The following is a 14,714-nucleotide window of genomic DNA, read 5'->3' as shown; positions in this document are numbered from 1 at the left end:
CCTCATGAGGTACCGACCAGCGAGCGCAGGAAGAAGGTGGTGTTGGCGGGGCGCTCGGCCAGCCGCCGCATCAGGTAGCCGTACCACTGCCCGCCGTAGGGCACATAAACCCGCATCGTCTCGCCTGTCTCGGCCAAGCGCCGTTGTTCGTCGGGTCGCACCCCGTAGAGCATCTGGTACTCGTAGCTCCCGGGTTTGCGGTCATACCACTTCGCCCGCTCGCCGATGATCGCCACCAGCCGGGGGTCGTGCGTGGCGAACATCGGGTAGCCGTCACCGGCCAGCAGGACGTTCGCGCACCGCACGTAGTTCAGGTCCACCTCGTCCGCCTCGGTGTGGGCGACGGACTCCGGCTCCGCGTAGGCGCCCTTGCACAGCCGCACCCGCGTGCCAGCCAGGTCCCGGCAGTCGCCGAGGGTCCTGCGCAGGTACGCCTGGAGGACCGCGCCCACCGAGGGCCAGGTCCTGCGCAGCTCGGCGAGCACGCCCAGGGTGGAGTCGGTGGTGGTGTGGTCCTCCATGTCCAGCGTCACCGTGGTGCCGCACTGCTCGGCCGCCGCGCAGATCCGCGAGGCGTTGGCCAGCGCCAGCCCTTGGTCGAAGGCCTGGCCGACCGCGGAGAGCTTGACGCTCACCTCCGCCGACGCCGCGAGGCCCGCCTCGTGCAGGCGGTCCAGCAGCTCCAGGTACGCCAGCACGGTGCGGTCCGCCAGCTCGCGGTCCGTGGTGTGCTCGCCCAGGTAGTCCAGCGTCACCGCCAGTCCGTCCCCCGCGAGCGCCGCCGCGACCGCGACGGCGTCCTCGGTGTTCTCCCCCGCCACGAACCGGCGCACCACGTCGCGGCTGACCGGCGCGGTCGACACCAGTCGCCGGACCGCGTCGTTGCCTGCGGCCGCGAGGATCAACGAGCGCAACGGATTCACGGGCGGAACTGTACGTCAGCGACAAGATCAAAACGGTCGCGGTCGCTACTTCCCGTCAACGAGAAGATCGATCACGCGGAACCGAGCCTCGGTGGTTCCTGCGCGAGGTGCAGCCGCGCGAACAACAGCGCCTCGGCGAGGTCGGCGGCGCGCTGCTCGCGGCTGCCCGCCTTGCGGGTGCTGACCTCCACCACGACCTGGCCCTCGAAACCGCCGCGCGCCAGCTCCTCGCACAGCTGCGCGCACGGCTGGTTTCCGCGCCCCGGAACGAGGTGCTCGTCGGTGGGCGCTCCCGTGCCGTCGGCGAGGTGGATGTGCCGGAGCCCCGGCCCCATCCGCTTCGCCAGCTCCAGCGCGTCGACGTGCGCCGCCGCCGTGTGCGAGAGGTCGAGCGTGTAGTTCGCGTAGCCGATGTCGGTGGGGTCGTAGGACGGCCGGTAGCCGGACAGGCTCAGCTGCCGCTTACGGCCGAGCGGTCGCAGCGGGAACATGTTCTCCACCGCGACCGCCACCTCGGTGACCCGCTCCAGCTCGGCGACGAGCTCCGGGAAGGCGTCTGCGTACTTGCGCTGCCACCGGAACGGCGGGTGCACCACCGTCGTCGGCGCGTCCAGCGCGGCGGCCGCCGCGACCGCACGGCGCAGCCGCACCTCCGGGTCGGGCGACCAGATCCGCTGGGTGATCAGCAGACAGGGCGCGTGCACCGCGAGGACCGGCACACCGTGCATGTCCGAGAGCCTGCGCAGCGCGGCGACGTCCTGGCTGACCGGGTCGGCCCAGACCATCACCTCGACGCCGTCGTAGCCGAGCTCCTTGGCCAGCTCGAACGCGGCGGCCGCCGGCTGTGGCCAGACCGCGGCCGTGGACAGTCCGACCGGGATCAACGGTTCACCAGCAGCAGCGCCGCCGGTGAGATGGTGACCACCAGGCCCACCAGCACGGTGAGCACGATCGTTTGCAGGTCGTCGGCCTTGCGGATCTTGCGGACCAGCCAGACCATTCCGCCGATCACGGCGAGCGCGAGGAACAGCGCGACCGGGGCCATCCAGCTCCAGAGGTACTGGAACCCGAGCCACAGCCCGGCGCCACCGACCAGACCACCGCCGAGCTGCGCCAGCATCACCAGCCATTCCTTGACGGGTGAGGGCTCGTCCTCGTCCTCGTAGTCGTAGTCCTCGTCGGCATCGGCCTCGGAGTCGGACTCGGCCCGCTCGGCGTCGTCGGCGTCCTCGTCGACCGCGCGCTCGTCGTCCAGCTCCTCGTCGCGCTCGTCCTCGTCCTCGTCGTCGACGACGGCCGCGCCCTGGCTGGTCGGGTAGTCGTTCTCGGCGGGACGGCCACCGCGCAACGCCGCGTACGGCTGCTGGCCGGTGCTGCCGAACCAGTCGTGGTCCCCGTCGAGCCCGGCGGGCGCCTGGCTGGTCAGCGGCGGGGTCGCGCCGACCTGGGTGGCCGCGGCGTCGTCGGTGATCCGCGGGAACTGCTCGGTCACCGGCTCGCCAGCGGCGGCGGGCGGCGGGACCGGCAGCGCCTGCGAGGTCTGCTGCGCCTGGTTCGGCAGCGGCAGCCGCTGGCTGGTCGAGGTGCCCGGCGGCGGGTAGTCCCCGGTGATCGCCGGGTACTGCGCGGTCACGTCGGCGTCCGGCTGCGGGACAAGGTGCGCGCCGGTGACCGGCGGCGCCGGGTGCTGGCCGGTCTGCGGCGGGACCGGGTGCGCGCCCGTGCCGGGCGGCGCCGGGTGGGCACCGGTGCCCTGCGGCGGCGCGGCGAACCGGCCCGAGGTGTGCGGCGGACCGCCCGCCTGCGGGCTGGGCTCGAAGCGCTGCGGCGCGGGCGGGGGCGGGGGCGCGGCGAACCGGCCGGTGCCCTGTCCAGGGGCCGCCTGCGGCCTCGGCGGCTGCTGCGGCTGGCCCTGGTGCGGCGGCTGGCCGCCGTCCTGGCCCTCGTCCCTGATCGCGCGCATCTGACCGGAGTCCGTGAGGATCCGGTTGATGATCGTCTGCGGCGCGGTCTGGTTGATCTCGTCGTCGTCACGCCTGCGACGGCGGCGCGCCGTCGGCGGGCCGTCAGCCCCGTACTGGGCGAGCAGCTCCGCAACGGTCTTCTGACCGTCGTCGCGCTCCGACTCGCTGTCCTTGCTCATTGAGTCCACCGTGCCCCGTACTGGCCTGTCCGTCCAGAACTGTGATCCTGCCGACCCGAAAACTGATCATTCGGGCATTCGACTGCCGGAGCAGTCTGGACTGTCTCTTCCGTCTGGTCCAGCCGCCTCAGGATGACGCCCTCGCGTAACGCCCACGGACAGATCTCCAACTCGGGTAGCGACAACGCTCGCATTGCGGCCTCCGCCACTAGCGCACCCGCGACCAACTGGTGGGCCCGGCTGGGGCTGACGCCCTCCAGCTCGGCCAGGTCGGCCGCCGACATGCGGGAAATGAAAGCGATCAACTGACGCAGCCCGGCGTCCGTCAGCGTCCTGCGCGTCCTCGGGCCCGCCGAGGACGGGGCCGCGCCGGTGAGCCGGGCCAGGGTGCGGAAGGTCTTCGAGGTGGCGACGGCGTGGTCCGGCGTGCCGATCTTGCGCAGCCGCCGCGCCACCGGGACGAGCTCGGCGTCCAGCCGTTCCCGCAGCTCCCGGACCTCGCGCCGGGTCGGCGGGTCGGCGGCGAACCGGGTCCTGGTCAGCCTGCCCGCGCCGAACGGGAGGGAGAGGGCGAGGTCGGGGTCCTCGTCGATGCCGACGGCGATCTCCAGCGAGCCGCCGCCGATGTCGAGCACCAGCGTGTTGCCCGCCGACCAGCCGTACCAGCGGCGCACCGCGAGGAAGGTGTAGCGGGCCTCGTCCTCGCCGGAGAGCACCTTCAGGTCCACCCCGGTGCGCTCGCGCACCGTCGCCAGCACCTGCGCGGCGTTGCTCGCCTCGCGCACGGCGGAGGTCGCGAAGGCCATCAGCTCGGCGCAGCCGAACCCGATGGCCGACTCCTTGGCCGCGGCGACCGCGTCCACCAGCCGCTCGGCGCCGGAGTCGCTGAGCCGGTCACCCTCGGTGATCTGCTCGGCGAGCCGGAGAACGGTCTTCTCCGACCTCATCGGCGTCGGGTGGGCACCACGATGCGCGTCCACCACCAACAGGTGAACGGTGTTCGATCCGACGTCAAGCACCCCTAGGCGCACGGCGATCAGGTTACCCGCCGGTCCGCGCCGCGGTGGCGTTCGGGCCGATCGGGGGCAGGCGAGCGGCGTCCGGGGCGCGCGGCCCCGGACGCGTGATCAACAGCCTACGACTCGAACTTGTAGCCCAGTCCACGGACCGTGACCAGGTACCGCGGCACGGACGGGTCCGGTTCGATCTTGGAACGCAGCCGCTTCACGTGCACGTCGAGCGTCTTGGTGTCGCCGACGTAGTCCGCGCCCCACACCCGGTCGATCAGCTGGCCCCTGGTGAGCACCCTGCCGACGTTGCGCAGCAGGTACTCCAGCAGGTCGAACTCCTTCAGCGGCAGGCTGATCTCCCTGCCGGAGACGGTCACCACGTGGCGCTCCACGTCCATCCGGACCACACCCGCCTCCAGCGCCTGCGGCGCCAGGTCGGAGTCCGGCCCGTTGTCGGCGCCCCTGCGCAGCACGGCCCGGATGCGGGCGATCAGCTCGCGGGCGGAGTACGGCTTCGTGACGTAGTCGTCGGCGCCGAGCTCCAGGCCGACCACCTTGTCGATCTCGCTGTCCCGCGCCGTGACCATGATCACGGGCACCGAGGAGCGCAGCCGGAGCGCGCGGCAGACGTCGGTGCCGCTCATCCCGGGCAGCATCAGGTCGAGCAGCACGATGTCCGCGCCGTTGCGGTCGAACTCGTCGAGCGCCTCCTGCCCGGTCGCGGCCACCGCGGTGGCGAAGCCCTCCTTGCGCAGCAGGAAGGCGAGCGGGTCGGCGAAGGACTCCTCGTCCTCGACGATGAGCACCCTGGTCACGAGACTCCTCCGTGTTCGACGACTGCAACTGGTGACGAATCGTCCGAGGCCGCCGGAGCGACGGCCGGTGCGCTCTCCGGGACCCGGTGTGCCGGGATGCGGAGAGTGAACGTGGAGCCGGTTCCCGGTTTGCTCCACAGCCGCACCTCGCCACCGTGGTTGGCGGCGACGTGCTTGACGATGGCCAGCCCGAGGCCGGTGCCACCGGTGGCCCTGGAGCGGGCCGGGTCGGCCCGGTAGAAGCGCTCGAAGACGCGCTGCTGGTGTTCCGCGGCGATGCCGATGCCCCGGTCGGTGACGGCGATCTCCACGACGCCGTCGGCGAACCGGCGGCTGATCGAGACCGGGCTGTCCGGGCCCGAGTAGGAGATCGCGTTGTCGATGAGGTTGGTCAACGCGGTGACCAGCAGCGTGCGGTCGCCGTCGACGAGCAGCCCGCTCGGCGCGTCAACGGCGATCTCGATGTGGGCGGACTCGGCGGCCAGCCGGGAGCGGCCGAGCGCCTCGGAGACGACGTCGTCGACCTCCAGCACGGCCAGCTCCGGCAGCGCCTCGGCCCCGGTGAGCCGGGACAGCTCGATCAGCTCGGTGACCAGGGTGCCGAGCCGGGTGGCCTCGCGCAGGATCTTGCCGCTGAACCTGCGGACCTCCACCGGGTCGTCCACGGCGTCCAGCACGGCCTCCGCCAGCAGCGCCAACGCGCCGACCGGCGTCTTGAGCTCGTGGCTGACGTTGGCGACGAAGTCGCGGCGGGTGGCCTCCAGGCGGACGGCCTCGGACTGGTCTGCGGCGTCGACGACGGCGAAGCCGTCACCCAGCGGCCGGACCTCGGCCAGCACCGCCTCCGGCTGGCGGCCCGTGCGGTTGTCGAGCGGGGCCAGGTCGACCTCGACCGGCTCGCCGGTGGCGATGGCGCGCTCCGCGGCCTTCTCCGCGCGGAGATCGGGACGGTTGTCGCGGACGAACCCGAGCTCGACCGAGCGCGGGTTGTGCACGACCACTGCGCCGAAGCGGTTGATAACCGCCACTCCATTGTGTGAGGAGTGCACGACGCGTTGGACGAGATCGGCGACGGTGAGCTCGGCTGGCCTCCTTCGGGCGCGCCGGTCGGTGGCGCGCCCGAGGAGAAAGCCGACTACCGCGCCGACCAGCAACACACCGATCAGCAGGGCGATGTAGCCCGAAGCGGTCACGGGCGCATCGTAAGCACCTGGACGCCCTCCCGGACTACTCCCAGATGGCTAGACGTGATGCCCGCTACACCTGTTCGAGGTGTTGTTCAGCAACGGGTTCCGAACCGTTTACCGAATGGTCATCGACCCTGGTTCGCGACGGCCTGAATGGCGCCGGCCGCGGCCTCGGGGTCGAGGTAGGTGCCCCCGGGGTTGGTGGGCTTGAAGTCCTCGTCGAGGTCGTAGCGCAGCGGGATGCCGGTCGGGATGTTCAGCTTCGAGATCGCCTCGTCGGAGACGCCGTCGAGGTGCTTGACCAGCGCCCGCAGCGAGTTGCCGTGCGCGGCGACGAGCACGGTCCTGCCCGCGCGCAGGTCGGGCACGACGGCCTTCTCCCAGTACGGCAGCAGGCGCGCGACGACGTCCTTGAGGCACTCGGTGCGCGGCAGGTCGGAGCCGAGACCCGCGTAGCGCGGGTCCTCGTCCTGCGAGTAGGTGCTGCCGAGCTCGATCGGCGGCGGCGGGACGTCGTAGGAGCGGCGCCAGAGCATGAACTGCTCCTCGCCGTACGCCTCCAGGGTCTGCTTCTTGTCCTTGCCCTGGAGCGCGCCGTAGTGCCGCTCGTTCAGCCGCCAGTCGCGGCGCACGTCGACCCAGTGCCGGTCGCAGCCGTCGAGCGCGAGGTTGGCGGTGGAGATCGCGCGCCGCAGCAGCGAGGTGTGCACCACGTCGGGCAGGAGCTCGGCTTCCCGGAGCAGCTCGCCGCCGCGCTTGGCCTCGGTCACCCCCTTCTCCGACAACGGCACGTCCACCCAGCCGGTGAACAGGTTCTCGGCGTTCCAGACGCTCTCACCGTGGCGGAGCAGAACCAGGGTCGCTGTCATGTCGTCAAGCCTGCCAGATCACTCGTACGGGTTACGGATGTAGTCCGGTGAGGACCGTGTGCACGTGGAAGTCCACCTGGTCCCTGGACAGCGCGCCGGGCCGGACCAGCGCGCCGCAGAGCACCGGGCCGATCAGCATCTCGACCAGGAACTCCGGGTCGAGCCCCTCGGGCAGCTCGCCGTCGGCGACAGCGGCCCGCAGCCGCTCGACCAGCGCCAGGCGGCCCGGCCGGACCACCCGCTCCCAGTAGACCTCGAACAGCTCGGGGCGGCGGTGCGCGTCCGGGATCAGCTCGGCGATCAGCCTGCCCGCCTTGGTGCCGGTCAGGCCCTGGTACATCTGCCAGACCCGCTCGACGAGCATCGGCTCCAGCGGCCCGTCCACCACCCGCTCCTGCACCAGGTGCAGCGCGGACAGCGCGTCCAGCAGCACCTCGTCGCCGGACTTCCACCGCCGGTAGATCGTGGTCTTGGCGATGCCGGTGTGCGCGGCGAGCCGCTCGATGGAGAACCCGGCCATGCCCTTGCTGACAACGAGGTCCACCGCGGCCTCGAGGACCTGGGTGTCGATGGCCGCGTTTCGCGGCCGCCCACCTCGGTGCGGGCGCTCGGGCGCAGGCGTGCACATGGCACGAGAACCTAACCCGAACCCCCCGCCCCGATCGAACTCCAGGTAGCCGGACAACCGCCAACGGCGAACGCGGAAAGCTTTCGAACCTCGTGGGAACCAGCCACCCGCGGTGGGCCGGGAGTGACACGTTTTCCCGCGGTACCAAGGAGAACGAACATCACCAGTCGAACGCGAGCGGCCTCATGAGCGTGAAGTTCAGCTCCTGATCCCCCCGTTTCGTGCTCATAGCGGGGTTTCGCGAGTCGTTTTTCGCCCACTACGAGCACGAAACGGGGTTCACGTCAGTTCTCGCGGGCGCGCAGGTCCTTGCGGAGGATCTTGCCGCTGGCCGACTTGGGGATCGCGTCCAGGAACTCCACCACGCGGACCTTCTTGTACGGCGCGACCTTCTCCGCCACGAAGGCCATCACCGCCGCGGCGTCCAGCTCGGCGGCCTGCTGGCGCACGACGAAGGCCTTGGGCACCTCCTCGCCCTCGGAGTCGCGCACGCCGATCACGGCCGCGTCCGCGATGAGCGGATGGGTCAGCAGCAGCGCCTCCAGCTCGGCGGGCGGCACCTGGTAGCCCTTGTACTTGATCAGCTCCTTGACCCTGTCGACGATCGAGACGACGCCATCGGCGTCGATGACCGCCACGTCGCCGGTGTGCAGGAAGCCATCGGTGTCCAGCGTCGCGTCGGTGGCGTCCCGGTTGTTCAGGTAGCCCGCCATCACGTTGGGACCCTTGCACCACAGCTCACCTGGCACGCCCTCGCCGACCTCCTCGCCGGTGCCGGGGTCGACGAGCTTGCACTCCATGTTCGGGATGATCACGCCGACCGTGCCGATGGAGATGTCATCGCGGTCGTCCGGGATCATGTGGCTGACCGGGCTCATCTCGGTCATGCCGTAGCCCTGGCGGATCGTGCAGCCCAGCCGCGCGCGCACCGCCGCCGCCAGCTCCTCGTCCAGCGGCGCGGCCCCGGAGAAGAGCACCTTCATCGGGGAGAGGTCGTAGGAGTCGACGATCGGGTGCTTGGCCAGCGCGACCGCGACCGGCGGGGCGATGTAGACCCGGTCGGTGCGGTGCTCGGAGACGACCCGCAGGAACTCCGGCAGCTCGAACTTGGGCATGGTCACCACCGCCGCGCCCGCGTACAGCGCGGCGTTCATGGTCACCTGCATGCCGTAGATGTGGAAGAACGGCAGCATCGCGAGGACTCTGGTGTGCTCGCCGACGTCGATCAGCTGCTGCACCTGGAGGATGTTCGCGACCAGGTTGCGGTGCGTGAGCATCACGCCCTTGGCTCGCCCGGTCGTGCCGGAGGAGTACGGCAGCACCGCCAGGTCGGTCTCGGCGTTGATCACCACATCGGGTGGCGCCGCATCCGTGGCGAGCAGGTCGGCCAGGCTCGGGTGCCCCTCGGCCCCGTCCATCACGACGATCTCGGAGACCCGCACGCCCTCGGCCTTGGCCGCCGCCTCCGCGCGGTCGAGGAAGGCGGAGATGGTGAACAGCCTCGTCGCCCCGGAGTCGCGCAGCTGCGAGGCCAGCTCGTCGGCGGTGTAGAGGGAGTTGACCGTCGTCGCCGCCGCGCCCGCGCGCAGGATGCCGTGGAAGGCCACGGCGTAGAAGGGCGTGTTGGGGCTGAAGATCCCCACCACGTCACCCTTCGCGACGCCACGGGCGGCCAGCGCCGCCGCGACCTTGTCGACCATCGCGGCGAGTTCGCCGTAGCTCAGCGTGCGGCCGGAGGAGCCGTCCACGAGCGCGGGGTTGGCCGCGCGGCCGGAGATGTCGCCGAACAGCAGCTCCGGCAGCCCCACATCGGGGATCTCAACATCGGGGAACGGGCTCCGAAAGATCATGAACGTCCCTCCGTCGGGTGGTTGCCCAGGTGGCGGCGCCTCATCGTGACCGGCCTCACAAGCCAAGGTCAAGGCATCCGCCACCTGCAGGAACCCGATATCTCTCCGTTACTTCGCACACCTAATAACACTCGAATGGAGTAACGAAGCAGGGTTGTGATCGGCTGTCGGCTTCTGACAAGTTGGCAGGGCCCTCGCCGGTCGGCTCCCACGCATTCCCCGATCCGGTGGGGCGCCGCGCGGTTCGCATCCCCCGTCGAACCGCGGCCCGCCCGGACGTTCCAGGTGCCCCCCACCTGCGATCCGGCCGGGGACACACGTGGAGCGGCTCGAGCTCGCGACTCCCCCTCTCTCCCGAGCCGCTCCACCGTCCCTACTCCTCAGCCGAGGCGGCGGCAGCTGCCGGGACCGGTGCGGCGACGGCCCTGCGACGGCGCAGCCAGATCACCAGCGCCACAACGGGAACCGCGATCACGACGGCGAACGGCAGCACTGCCCCGATCGCGGTCAACAGCCCGGAACCGAAGGCCAGCAACGCTTTCCAGCCACTTTCCAGACCGGCCAGGAATCCCGAGTCCGCAGCGGCGGCTGACGGCGCGGACGTCTTGGTCACGGTGAGCGTCACCGTGGACATCGCGACCTGGTTGCTCATCGACTCCAGACGCCGTTGCAGCGCTTCGAGATCGGCCTGGCGGCGGGTCAGCTCGCCCTCCACCTGCACGACCTCGCCGACGGTGTTGGCGCGCTCCAGCAGGGCGCGGACGCGGTCCACGCTGGCGCGCTGCGAGGCGATCCGGCTCTGCGTGTCCACGAGCTGGTCGGTGACGTCGGTGGAGCGCACGTCCCGGAGGGAGACCTCCCCGAGGCGGCCGAGCTCGTCGAGCACCCCGTCGAGCTTGTCCGAGGGAACGCGCAGGGTCAGCGTCGCGCGGCTCTCCCTGGCCTCCTCTGCGCCCGCGAACCCACCCGCCCTGGTCGCCGCCTCCTTGCCGCGGCCGACCGCCTCCGCGACATCGGCGGCCCTCAGCTCCAACCGGGCGGTGCGGATCAGTTGGCGCTGCGGGGAAACCGAGTTCACGGGCTCGGCGGAGGGCACGGGCTGCACGGGCTTGCGCTCCGGTGCCGCCTTCTGCTCCGGCGAGAGGCCGGTGCCGCCCTCACCTGCGCCCCGCCTGCCGTCCGCCGGCGCGGGGGACGCCATGTCGAACGCGGGCTCCGCGTTGCGGGAACTCGTTGCGCCGGAACCACATCCGGCCAACAACCCCAGCAGCAGGACGGCACCGAGCGCGGTGCCGAGACGTCGGGTCACGTGGTTCTCCCCCTCGGACGGTTGACGGCTTGCCACAAGGACGGAGCGTGGCCGCGTTCGCGTTCGTCAGCCGGGGGTCACGATTAGGACTCGGCGTCGCCGACCAGGTGCTTGAAGGACCTCAGGTTGGCGAGGGACTCCCCGCGCGAGACCCGCCAGGCCCACTCCCGCCGGATCGCGTCGGCGAACCCGATCTCCAGCAGGCTGTTGAAGTCGCCGTCGGCCGCCTCCAGCACCTGGCCGAGCAGCCGGTCCAGCTCGTCGGCGGTCACCGCGTGCAGTCCGACCCGTCCGACCAGGTAGATGTCCCCCTCTGCGTCGAGGGTGTAGTGCACGCCGTAGAGCTTCGCGTTGCGGCGCAACAGGAACCGGTAGACGTCCTCGTGGTTGCCGTCGGGCTGGCGGCAGACGAACGCCTCGACCAGCAGCGCCTCCCGGCCCACGATCAGCCAGCAGTTCGTCTGGAGCTTCTTCGTCCCGGGCAGCGTGACGAAGTACTTGCCCTCCTCCTTGCTCTGCCACGCGAGCTCGCGTTCGTCCAAAGTGGACTCGATCAGCTCCTCGACGCGCATGCCCCGACCTCCGTTCGCGCGGCGTCGGCGTAAGCGGCCAACAACCCCTCCGTCGTGCGTTCCCAGGAGAAGCGTCCCGCATGCCGCACGGCGGCGGCGGACATGGCCGCGTGCCGTACCGGATCGAGCGCGATCTTCGCGAGCGCGTCCGCCCACCGCGCGGTCAGGTGGTCCGGCAGCAGCAGCCCGGAGACGCCGTCGGCCACCGCGATCGGCAGCCCGCCGACGGCGGTCGCCGCGACCGGGGTGCCGCACGCCTGCGCCTCCAGCGCGACCAGGCCGAAGGACTCGCTGTGGCTGGGCACCGCGACCACGTCGGCGGCCCGGTAGACCTGGGCGAGCGCGGCGCCGGAGCGCGGCGGCAGGAAGCGGACCACGTCGGCGACGCCGAGCTCGGCCGCGAGCCGCTGCAACAGCTCCGGCTGGTCCAGCCCGGTGCCCGACGGGCCGCCAACGACGAGGGTGACCAGGCGCTCGCGCAGGGACGGCGCGCGGGCGACCAGCTCGGCCGTGGCGCGCAGCAGCACGTCCGGGGCCTTCAGCGGCTGGATGCGGCCCACGAAGGCGGGAACGAGCGCGTCGGCGGGCAGACCGAGCTCGGCACGCGCGCCTGCCCGGTCGCCCGGGGTGAAGCAGTCGAGGTCCACCCCGGGCGGAATGGTCAGGACCTGCTCGGCGCGGGCGTTGTACAGCTCGCGCAGCTCCTCCGCCTCGACCTCGGTGTTGACCACGAGCCGGTCCGCCTCGGCGGCCAGGAGCTCCTCACCGAGCACCCGCGCTCGCGGCTCCGGCCGCTCGCCGTCGGCGAGTGCGGCGTTCTTGACCTTGGCCAGCGTGTGCGCGGTGTGCACGAGCGGCACCTTCCACGCGCGTTTGGCCCTGATCCCGGCCTGCCCGGCCAGCCAGTAGTGCGAGTGCACGACGTCGTAGCCACCGCGTCCAGCCGCGATCACCCCGGCGGTGAACTCCGGGACGTGGGCGGGCAGGTCGTTCTTGTCCAGCTCAGGCGGCCCTGCGGCCACGTGCCGCACGGTCACCCCGGGGACCATCTCCACCGACGGCGGCAGACCCGTGGCGTTCGCCCTGGTGAACACCTCGACATCGACGCCCCGGGCCGCGAGCCGCCTGCTGGTCTGCGCGACGTAGACGTTCATGCCGCCCGCGTCGCCGGTGCCCGGCTGCTCCAGCGGCGAGGTGTGCATCGCGAGCACCGCGATCCGCCTGGTCACGGTCCCTCCCCACAACAACGCTCGACGAACTCGGCCAGCTCGGCGTTGAAACGGTCGGCGTGCTCCACGAAGGGCAGGTGGCCGCACCCGGGATACCAGCTGGTCGCGGCGCCGGGGATGAGGTCGGCGGCATAACGGCCCGCTGCCGGGTCGACGACCTGGTCGTCAAGGCCGTGGACGACCAGCGCCGGAACAGTGAGAGCGGCGAGCACGTCGGCGCTGCCGACGTCGCGGCGGAACAGCGCGCCACGGACAGCGGGCGGAGTGCTCAGCGCGGCGCCGAGCGCGGCCTGCGCGAGCTCACCGGGCAGTGGTCGAGCGGCCATGCCGTCGATGAACGCGTGCAACGCGGGCACCGCGACGGCCGGATCGGTGTCCAGGGCGGCGGGCAGCGCGGCGCGCATGACGGCGGCGGTTCTGCCGCCCTCGCGATGGCGGCCGATCTCCGTGATCGCGCCGACGAGCGCGATGCCCGCGAGCGCGCCGGAGCCGTGTTCCCGCAGGTAGTCGGCGATCACCAGGCCGCCGTAGGACCAGCCAACGAGCACCGGGGGCCTGCCCGCGTGCGCCAGCAGGGCGGCGACGTCGCCCGCCCAGGTGGCCGGTCGGTCGTATCCCCCGACGGGGGCTTCGGAGCCGCCGTGCCCACGCAGGTCGGCGGCGATGAGGCGGAACTCCGAGGTCAACCGCTCATCGGCGAGCTGAGCCGCCCAGGAGCGGGCCGACTGCGCCCACCCGTGCAGCAGGATCACCGGCGGAGCCTCCTGGGGCCCGGCCTCCACGACGGCGAGCCGAACCCCGTCGGCACCACTCAACTCCGAGAGTCGCACCGTGCCAGTGAACCCGGAAACTCCCCGGCGCCGCGACCGCGGAGTTTCCGAACTCACAGTGTCAGCGCAGGGCGGACTTGGCCGTCCACTGGGACCACGAGAGCTGCCAGTCGTAGACGTCGTACTGCGGGGCGATGGAGCCCTTGGAGCCGGTGACCTCGACCGGGTCGCCGATCAGGGCGCTGTCGAAGAACTTCTTCGCGTCGGCTTCCATCAGGTTGGCGCAGCCGTGCGAGGTGTTGGCGCGGCCGATGTTGGACGCGTTGTCGTTGTTCTCGTGGATGAACTCGCCGTGGTTGGAGATCCGGACGGCCCACTTCTTCATGACGTTGGTGTAGCCGTACTTCGGGTTGTCCATCCGCTCGACGGCGTTCTTCTGCATCACGATGTAGGTGCCGTTGGGCGTGTTCAGGTTGGCGTCGTTGTCCTTGCCGTAGCTGGCGTTGTAGGTCGCCACGGTCTGACCGTCCCGCTCGACCACGAGCTTGTGCGACGGCGTGTACGCCTTCACGATCTGCGCCCGGCCGACGCTGAACTGCGTGGACAGGTCGGCCCGGCCGTAGTTGCCGTCGCCGTAGTTGATCCCGTAGAGCTCCGCGCGCACCTTGACCTTGGTATTGGCCGGCCAGTACTCCTTCGGCCGGAAGTGCACCTCGCGGTCGTTGAGCCAGGCCCACGCGCCCTCGACCTTGGGCGTGCTCTCCACGGTCAGCGCCTTCTCGGCGGCGGCCTTGTCCTTGACCTTCGCGTCGAACTCGACCTTGATCGGCATGGCGATGCCGACAACGGCGTTGTCGGTCGGGTTGACCGTCGCCCGGATCTGCTTGGCCGGCTTCAGCGTGGTGAAGCCGCCCTTGGCCTCGACCTGCTTGTTGTCGGTGCCGGTGGCCTTGCTGGACCACGTGTAGGTCTTGTCGAAGGCCAGCTTCTCCGTGCTCGACCAGCTCAGCTTGTCCGCGGCCAGCTCGCCCTTGACCGGCTTGCCGTCGGCGTTGGACAGCGTGACCTCGGTCAGCGTGCCCTGGGTGACGGTGACCTTGACCGGGGTGGCCGGGCTGACGTCCTTGGCGCCGTCGGCCGGGTCCATCGCGACCTTGGCGACCGGGGGCACCTCCTCCTGCTGCTGCTTGGCCTGCTCCCCGCCACCGCCGGTGCACGCGACCAACGAGAGAACCGCAGCCACCGCGATGCCCGTCATCCCGACAACGCGCCGAGCTCTGCCCTGTCTCCGCCGGTCCCGTACATCCACGACCATCGACCTCCACCTGCCCATGCGCACGATCGTGCACCGCTCCCAAGACGTTCGAGGTGAAGCGGAGGGTGCGCCGAATCGGGTGTGACGGTCGTCA

General features: G+C 71.2%; 14 protein-coding genes. All 14 read right to left on the bottom strand.

Features of this window, described 5'->3' with window-relative positions:
• Positions 1-2 precede the first annotated feature (2 nt).
• The 14 genes from ACFFQA_RS14715 to ACFFQA_RS14650 all read right to left on the bottom strand — a co-directional run bounded on the left by ACFFQA_RS14715 (position 3) and on the right by ACFFQA_RS14650 (position 14,563).
• Positions 3-923, bottom strand: a complete 921-nt coding sequence (locus ACFFQA_RS14715; protein ID WP_377852499.1) for a proline dehydrogenase family protein — start codon at positions 921-923, stop codon at positions 3-5.
• Positions 924-994: 71 nt separating this feature from the next.
• Positions 995-1,807 (bottom strand): sugar phosphate isomerase/epimerase family protein, encoded by an 813-nt coding sequence (locus tag ACFFQA_RS14710; RefSeq protein WP_377852498.1) that lies wholly within the window; start codon positions 1,805-1,807, stop codon positions 995-997.
• The gene (locus ACFFQA_RS14705) at positions 1,804-3,066 is read right to left on the bottom strand and encodes an Rv0497 family membrane protein (protein ID WP_377852497.1); all 1,263 of its coding nucleotides are present in this window, start codon (positions 3,064-3,066) and stop codon (positions 1,804-1,806) included. Before ACFFQA_RS14705 ends, ACFFQA_RS14710 begins: the two co-directional genes overlap by 4 nt.
• Positions 3,063-4,097 (bottom strand): Ppx/GppA phosphatase family protein, encoded by a 1,035-nt coding sequence (locus ACFFQA_RS14700; protein ID WP_377852496.1) that lies wholly within the window; start codon positions 4,095-4,097, stop codon positions 3,063-3,065. The genes ACFFQA_RS14705 and ACFFQA_RS14700 overlap by 4 nt, the downstream gene beginning before the upstream one ends.
• Before the next feature lie 104 nt (positions 4,098-4,201).
• On the bottom strand, positions 4,202-4,891 hold the full coding sequence (locus ACFFQA_RS14695) for a response regulator (protein WP_377852495.1): 690 nt from the start codon (positions 4,889-4,891) through the stop codon (positions 4,202-4,204).
• Positions 4,888-6,084 (bottom strand): sensor histidine kinase, encoded by a 1,197-nt coding sequence (locus ACFFQA_RS14690; RefSeq protein WP_377852494.1) that lies wholly within the window; start codon positions 6,082-6,084, stop codon positions 4,888-4,890. The genes ACFFQA_RS14695 and ACFFQA_RS14690 overlap by 4 nt, the downstream gene beginning before the upstream one ends.
• A gap of 119 nt (positions 6,085-6,203) precedes the next feature.
• Positions 6,204-6,947 carry a phosphoglyceromutase gene (locus tag ACFFQA_RS14685; RefSeq protein WP_377852492.1) on the bottom strand — a complete coding sequence of 248 codons (744 nt, stop codon included), beginning with the start codon at positions 6,945-6,947 and terminating at the stop codon, positions 6,204-6,206.
• A gap of 31 nt (positions 6,948-6,978) precedes the next feature.
• A complete protein-coding gene (locus ACFFQA_RS14680; RefSeq protein WP_377852490.1) occupies positions 6,979-7,575 on the bottom strand; it encodes a TetR/AcrR family transcriptional regulator in 597 nt (198 codons plus the stop codon).
• 284 nt (positions 7,576-7,859) lie between these two features.
• Positions 7,860-9,425, bottom strand: a complete 1,566-nt coding sequence (locus tag ACFFQA_RS14675; RefSeq protein ID WP_377852489.1) for an AMP-binding protein — start codon at positions 9,423-9,425, stop codon at positions 7,860-7,862.
• A 373-nt stretch (positions 9,426-9,798) separates the two neighbouring features.
• Positions 9,799-10,734, bottom strand: coding sequence for a DUF4349 domain-containing protein (locus ACFFQA_RS14670; RefSeq protein ID WP_377852488.1), 936 nt, complete (start codon positions 10,732-10,734; stop codon positions 9,799-9,801).
• 83 nt (positions 10,735-10,817) lie between these two features.
• The gene (locus tag ACFFQA_RS14665; protein ID WP_377852487.1) at positions 10,818-11,306 is read right to left on the bottom strand and encodes a type III secretion system chaperone family protein; all 489 of its coding nucleotides are present in this window, start codon (positions 11,304-11,306) and stop codon (positions 10,818-10,820) included.
• Positions 11,288-12,508 (bottom strand): D-inositol-3-phosphate glycosyltransferase, encoded by a 1,221-nt coding sequence (gene mshA / locus ACFFQA_RS14660; protein ID WP_377852642.1) that lies wholly within the window; start codon positions 12,506-12,508, stop codon positions 11,288-11,290. The genes ACFFQA_RS14665 and mshA overlap by 19 nt, the downstream gene beginning before the upstream one ends.
• Before the next feature lie 23 nt (positions 12,509-12,531).
• Entirely contained in the window at positions 12,532-13,365 is an 834-nt protein-coding gene (locus ACFFQA_RS14655; RefSeq protein ID WP_377852486.1) for an alpha/beta fold hydrolase, read from the bottom strand.
• Positions 13,366-13,426: 61 nt separating this feature from the next.
• Positions 13,427-14,563: a L,D-transpeptidase gene (locus ACFFQA_RS14650; protein WP_377852484.1), complete on the bottom strand. Its 1,137-nt coding sequence runs from the start codon at positions 14,561-14,563 to the stop codon at positions 13,427-13,429.
• Positions 14,564-14,714 lie beyond the last annotated feature (151 nt).

The organism is Allokutzneria oryzae, from assembly GCF_042429765.1.
GTDB classification, from domain to species: domain Bacteria; phylum Actinomycetota; class Actinomycetes; order Mycobacteriales; family Pseudonocardiaceae; genus Allokutzneria; species Allokutzneria oryzae.
Note: the sequence above shows the minus strand (reverse complement) of the source record. Positions and strands in the feature narration are given on the sequence as shown.

Bases quoted from the DNA above. Each gene is read 5' to 3' on its own strand.
- ACFFQA_RS14705 (WP_377852497.1), bottom strand. From the start codon at position 3,066: ATGAGCAAGGACAGCGAGTCGGAGCGCGACGACGGTCAGAAGACCGTT.
- ACFFQA_RS14685 (WP_377852492.1), bottom strand. From the start codon at position 6,947: ATGACAGCGACCCTGGTTCTGCTCCGCCACGGTGAGAGCGTCTGGAAC.
- ACFFQA_RS14680 (WP_377852490.1), bottom strand. From the start codon at position 7,575: ATGTGCACGCCTGCGCCCGAGCGCCCGCACCGAGGTGGGCGGCCGCGA.
- ACFFQA_RS14675 (WP_377852489.1), bottom strand. From the start codon at position 9,425: ATGATCTTTCGGAGCCCGTTCCCCGATGTTGAGATCCCCGATGTGGGG.
- ACFFQA_RS14665 (WP_377852487.1), bottom strand. From the start codon at position 11,306: ATGCGCGTCGAGGAGCTGATCGAGTCCACTTTGGACGAACGCGAGCTC.
- mshA (WP_377852642.1), bottom strand. From the start codon at position 12,508: ATGCACACCTCGCCGCTGGAGCAGCCGGGCACCGGCGACGCGGGCGGC.
- ACFFQA_RS14650 (WP_377852484.1), bottom strand. From the start codon at position 14,563: ATGACGGGCATCGCGGTGGCTGCGGTTCTCTCGTTGGTCGCGTGCACC.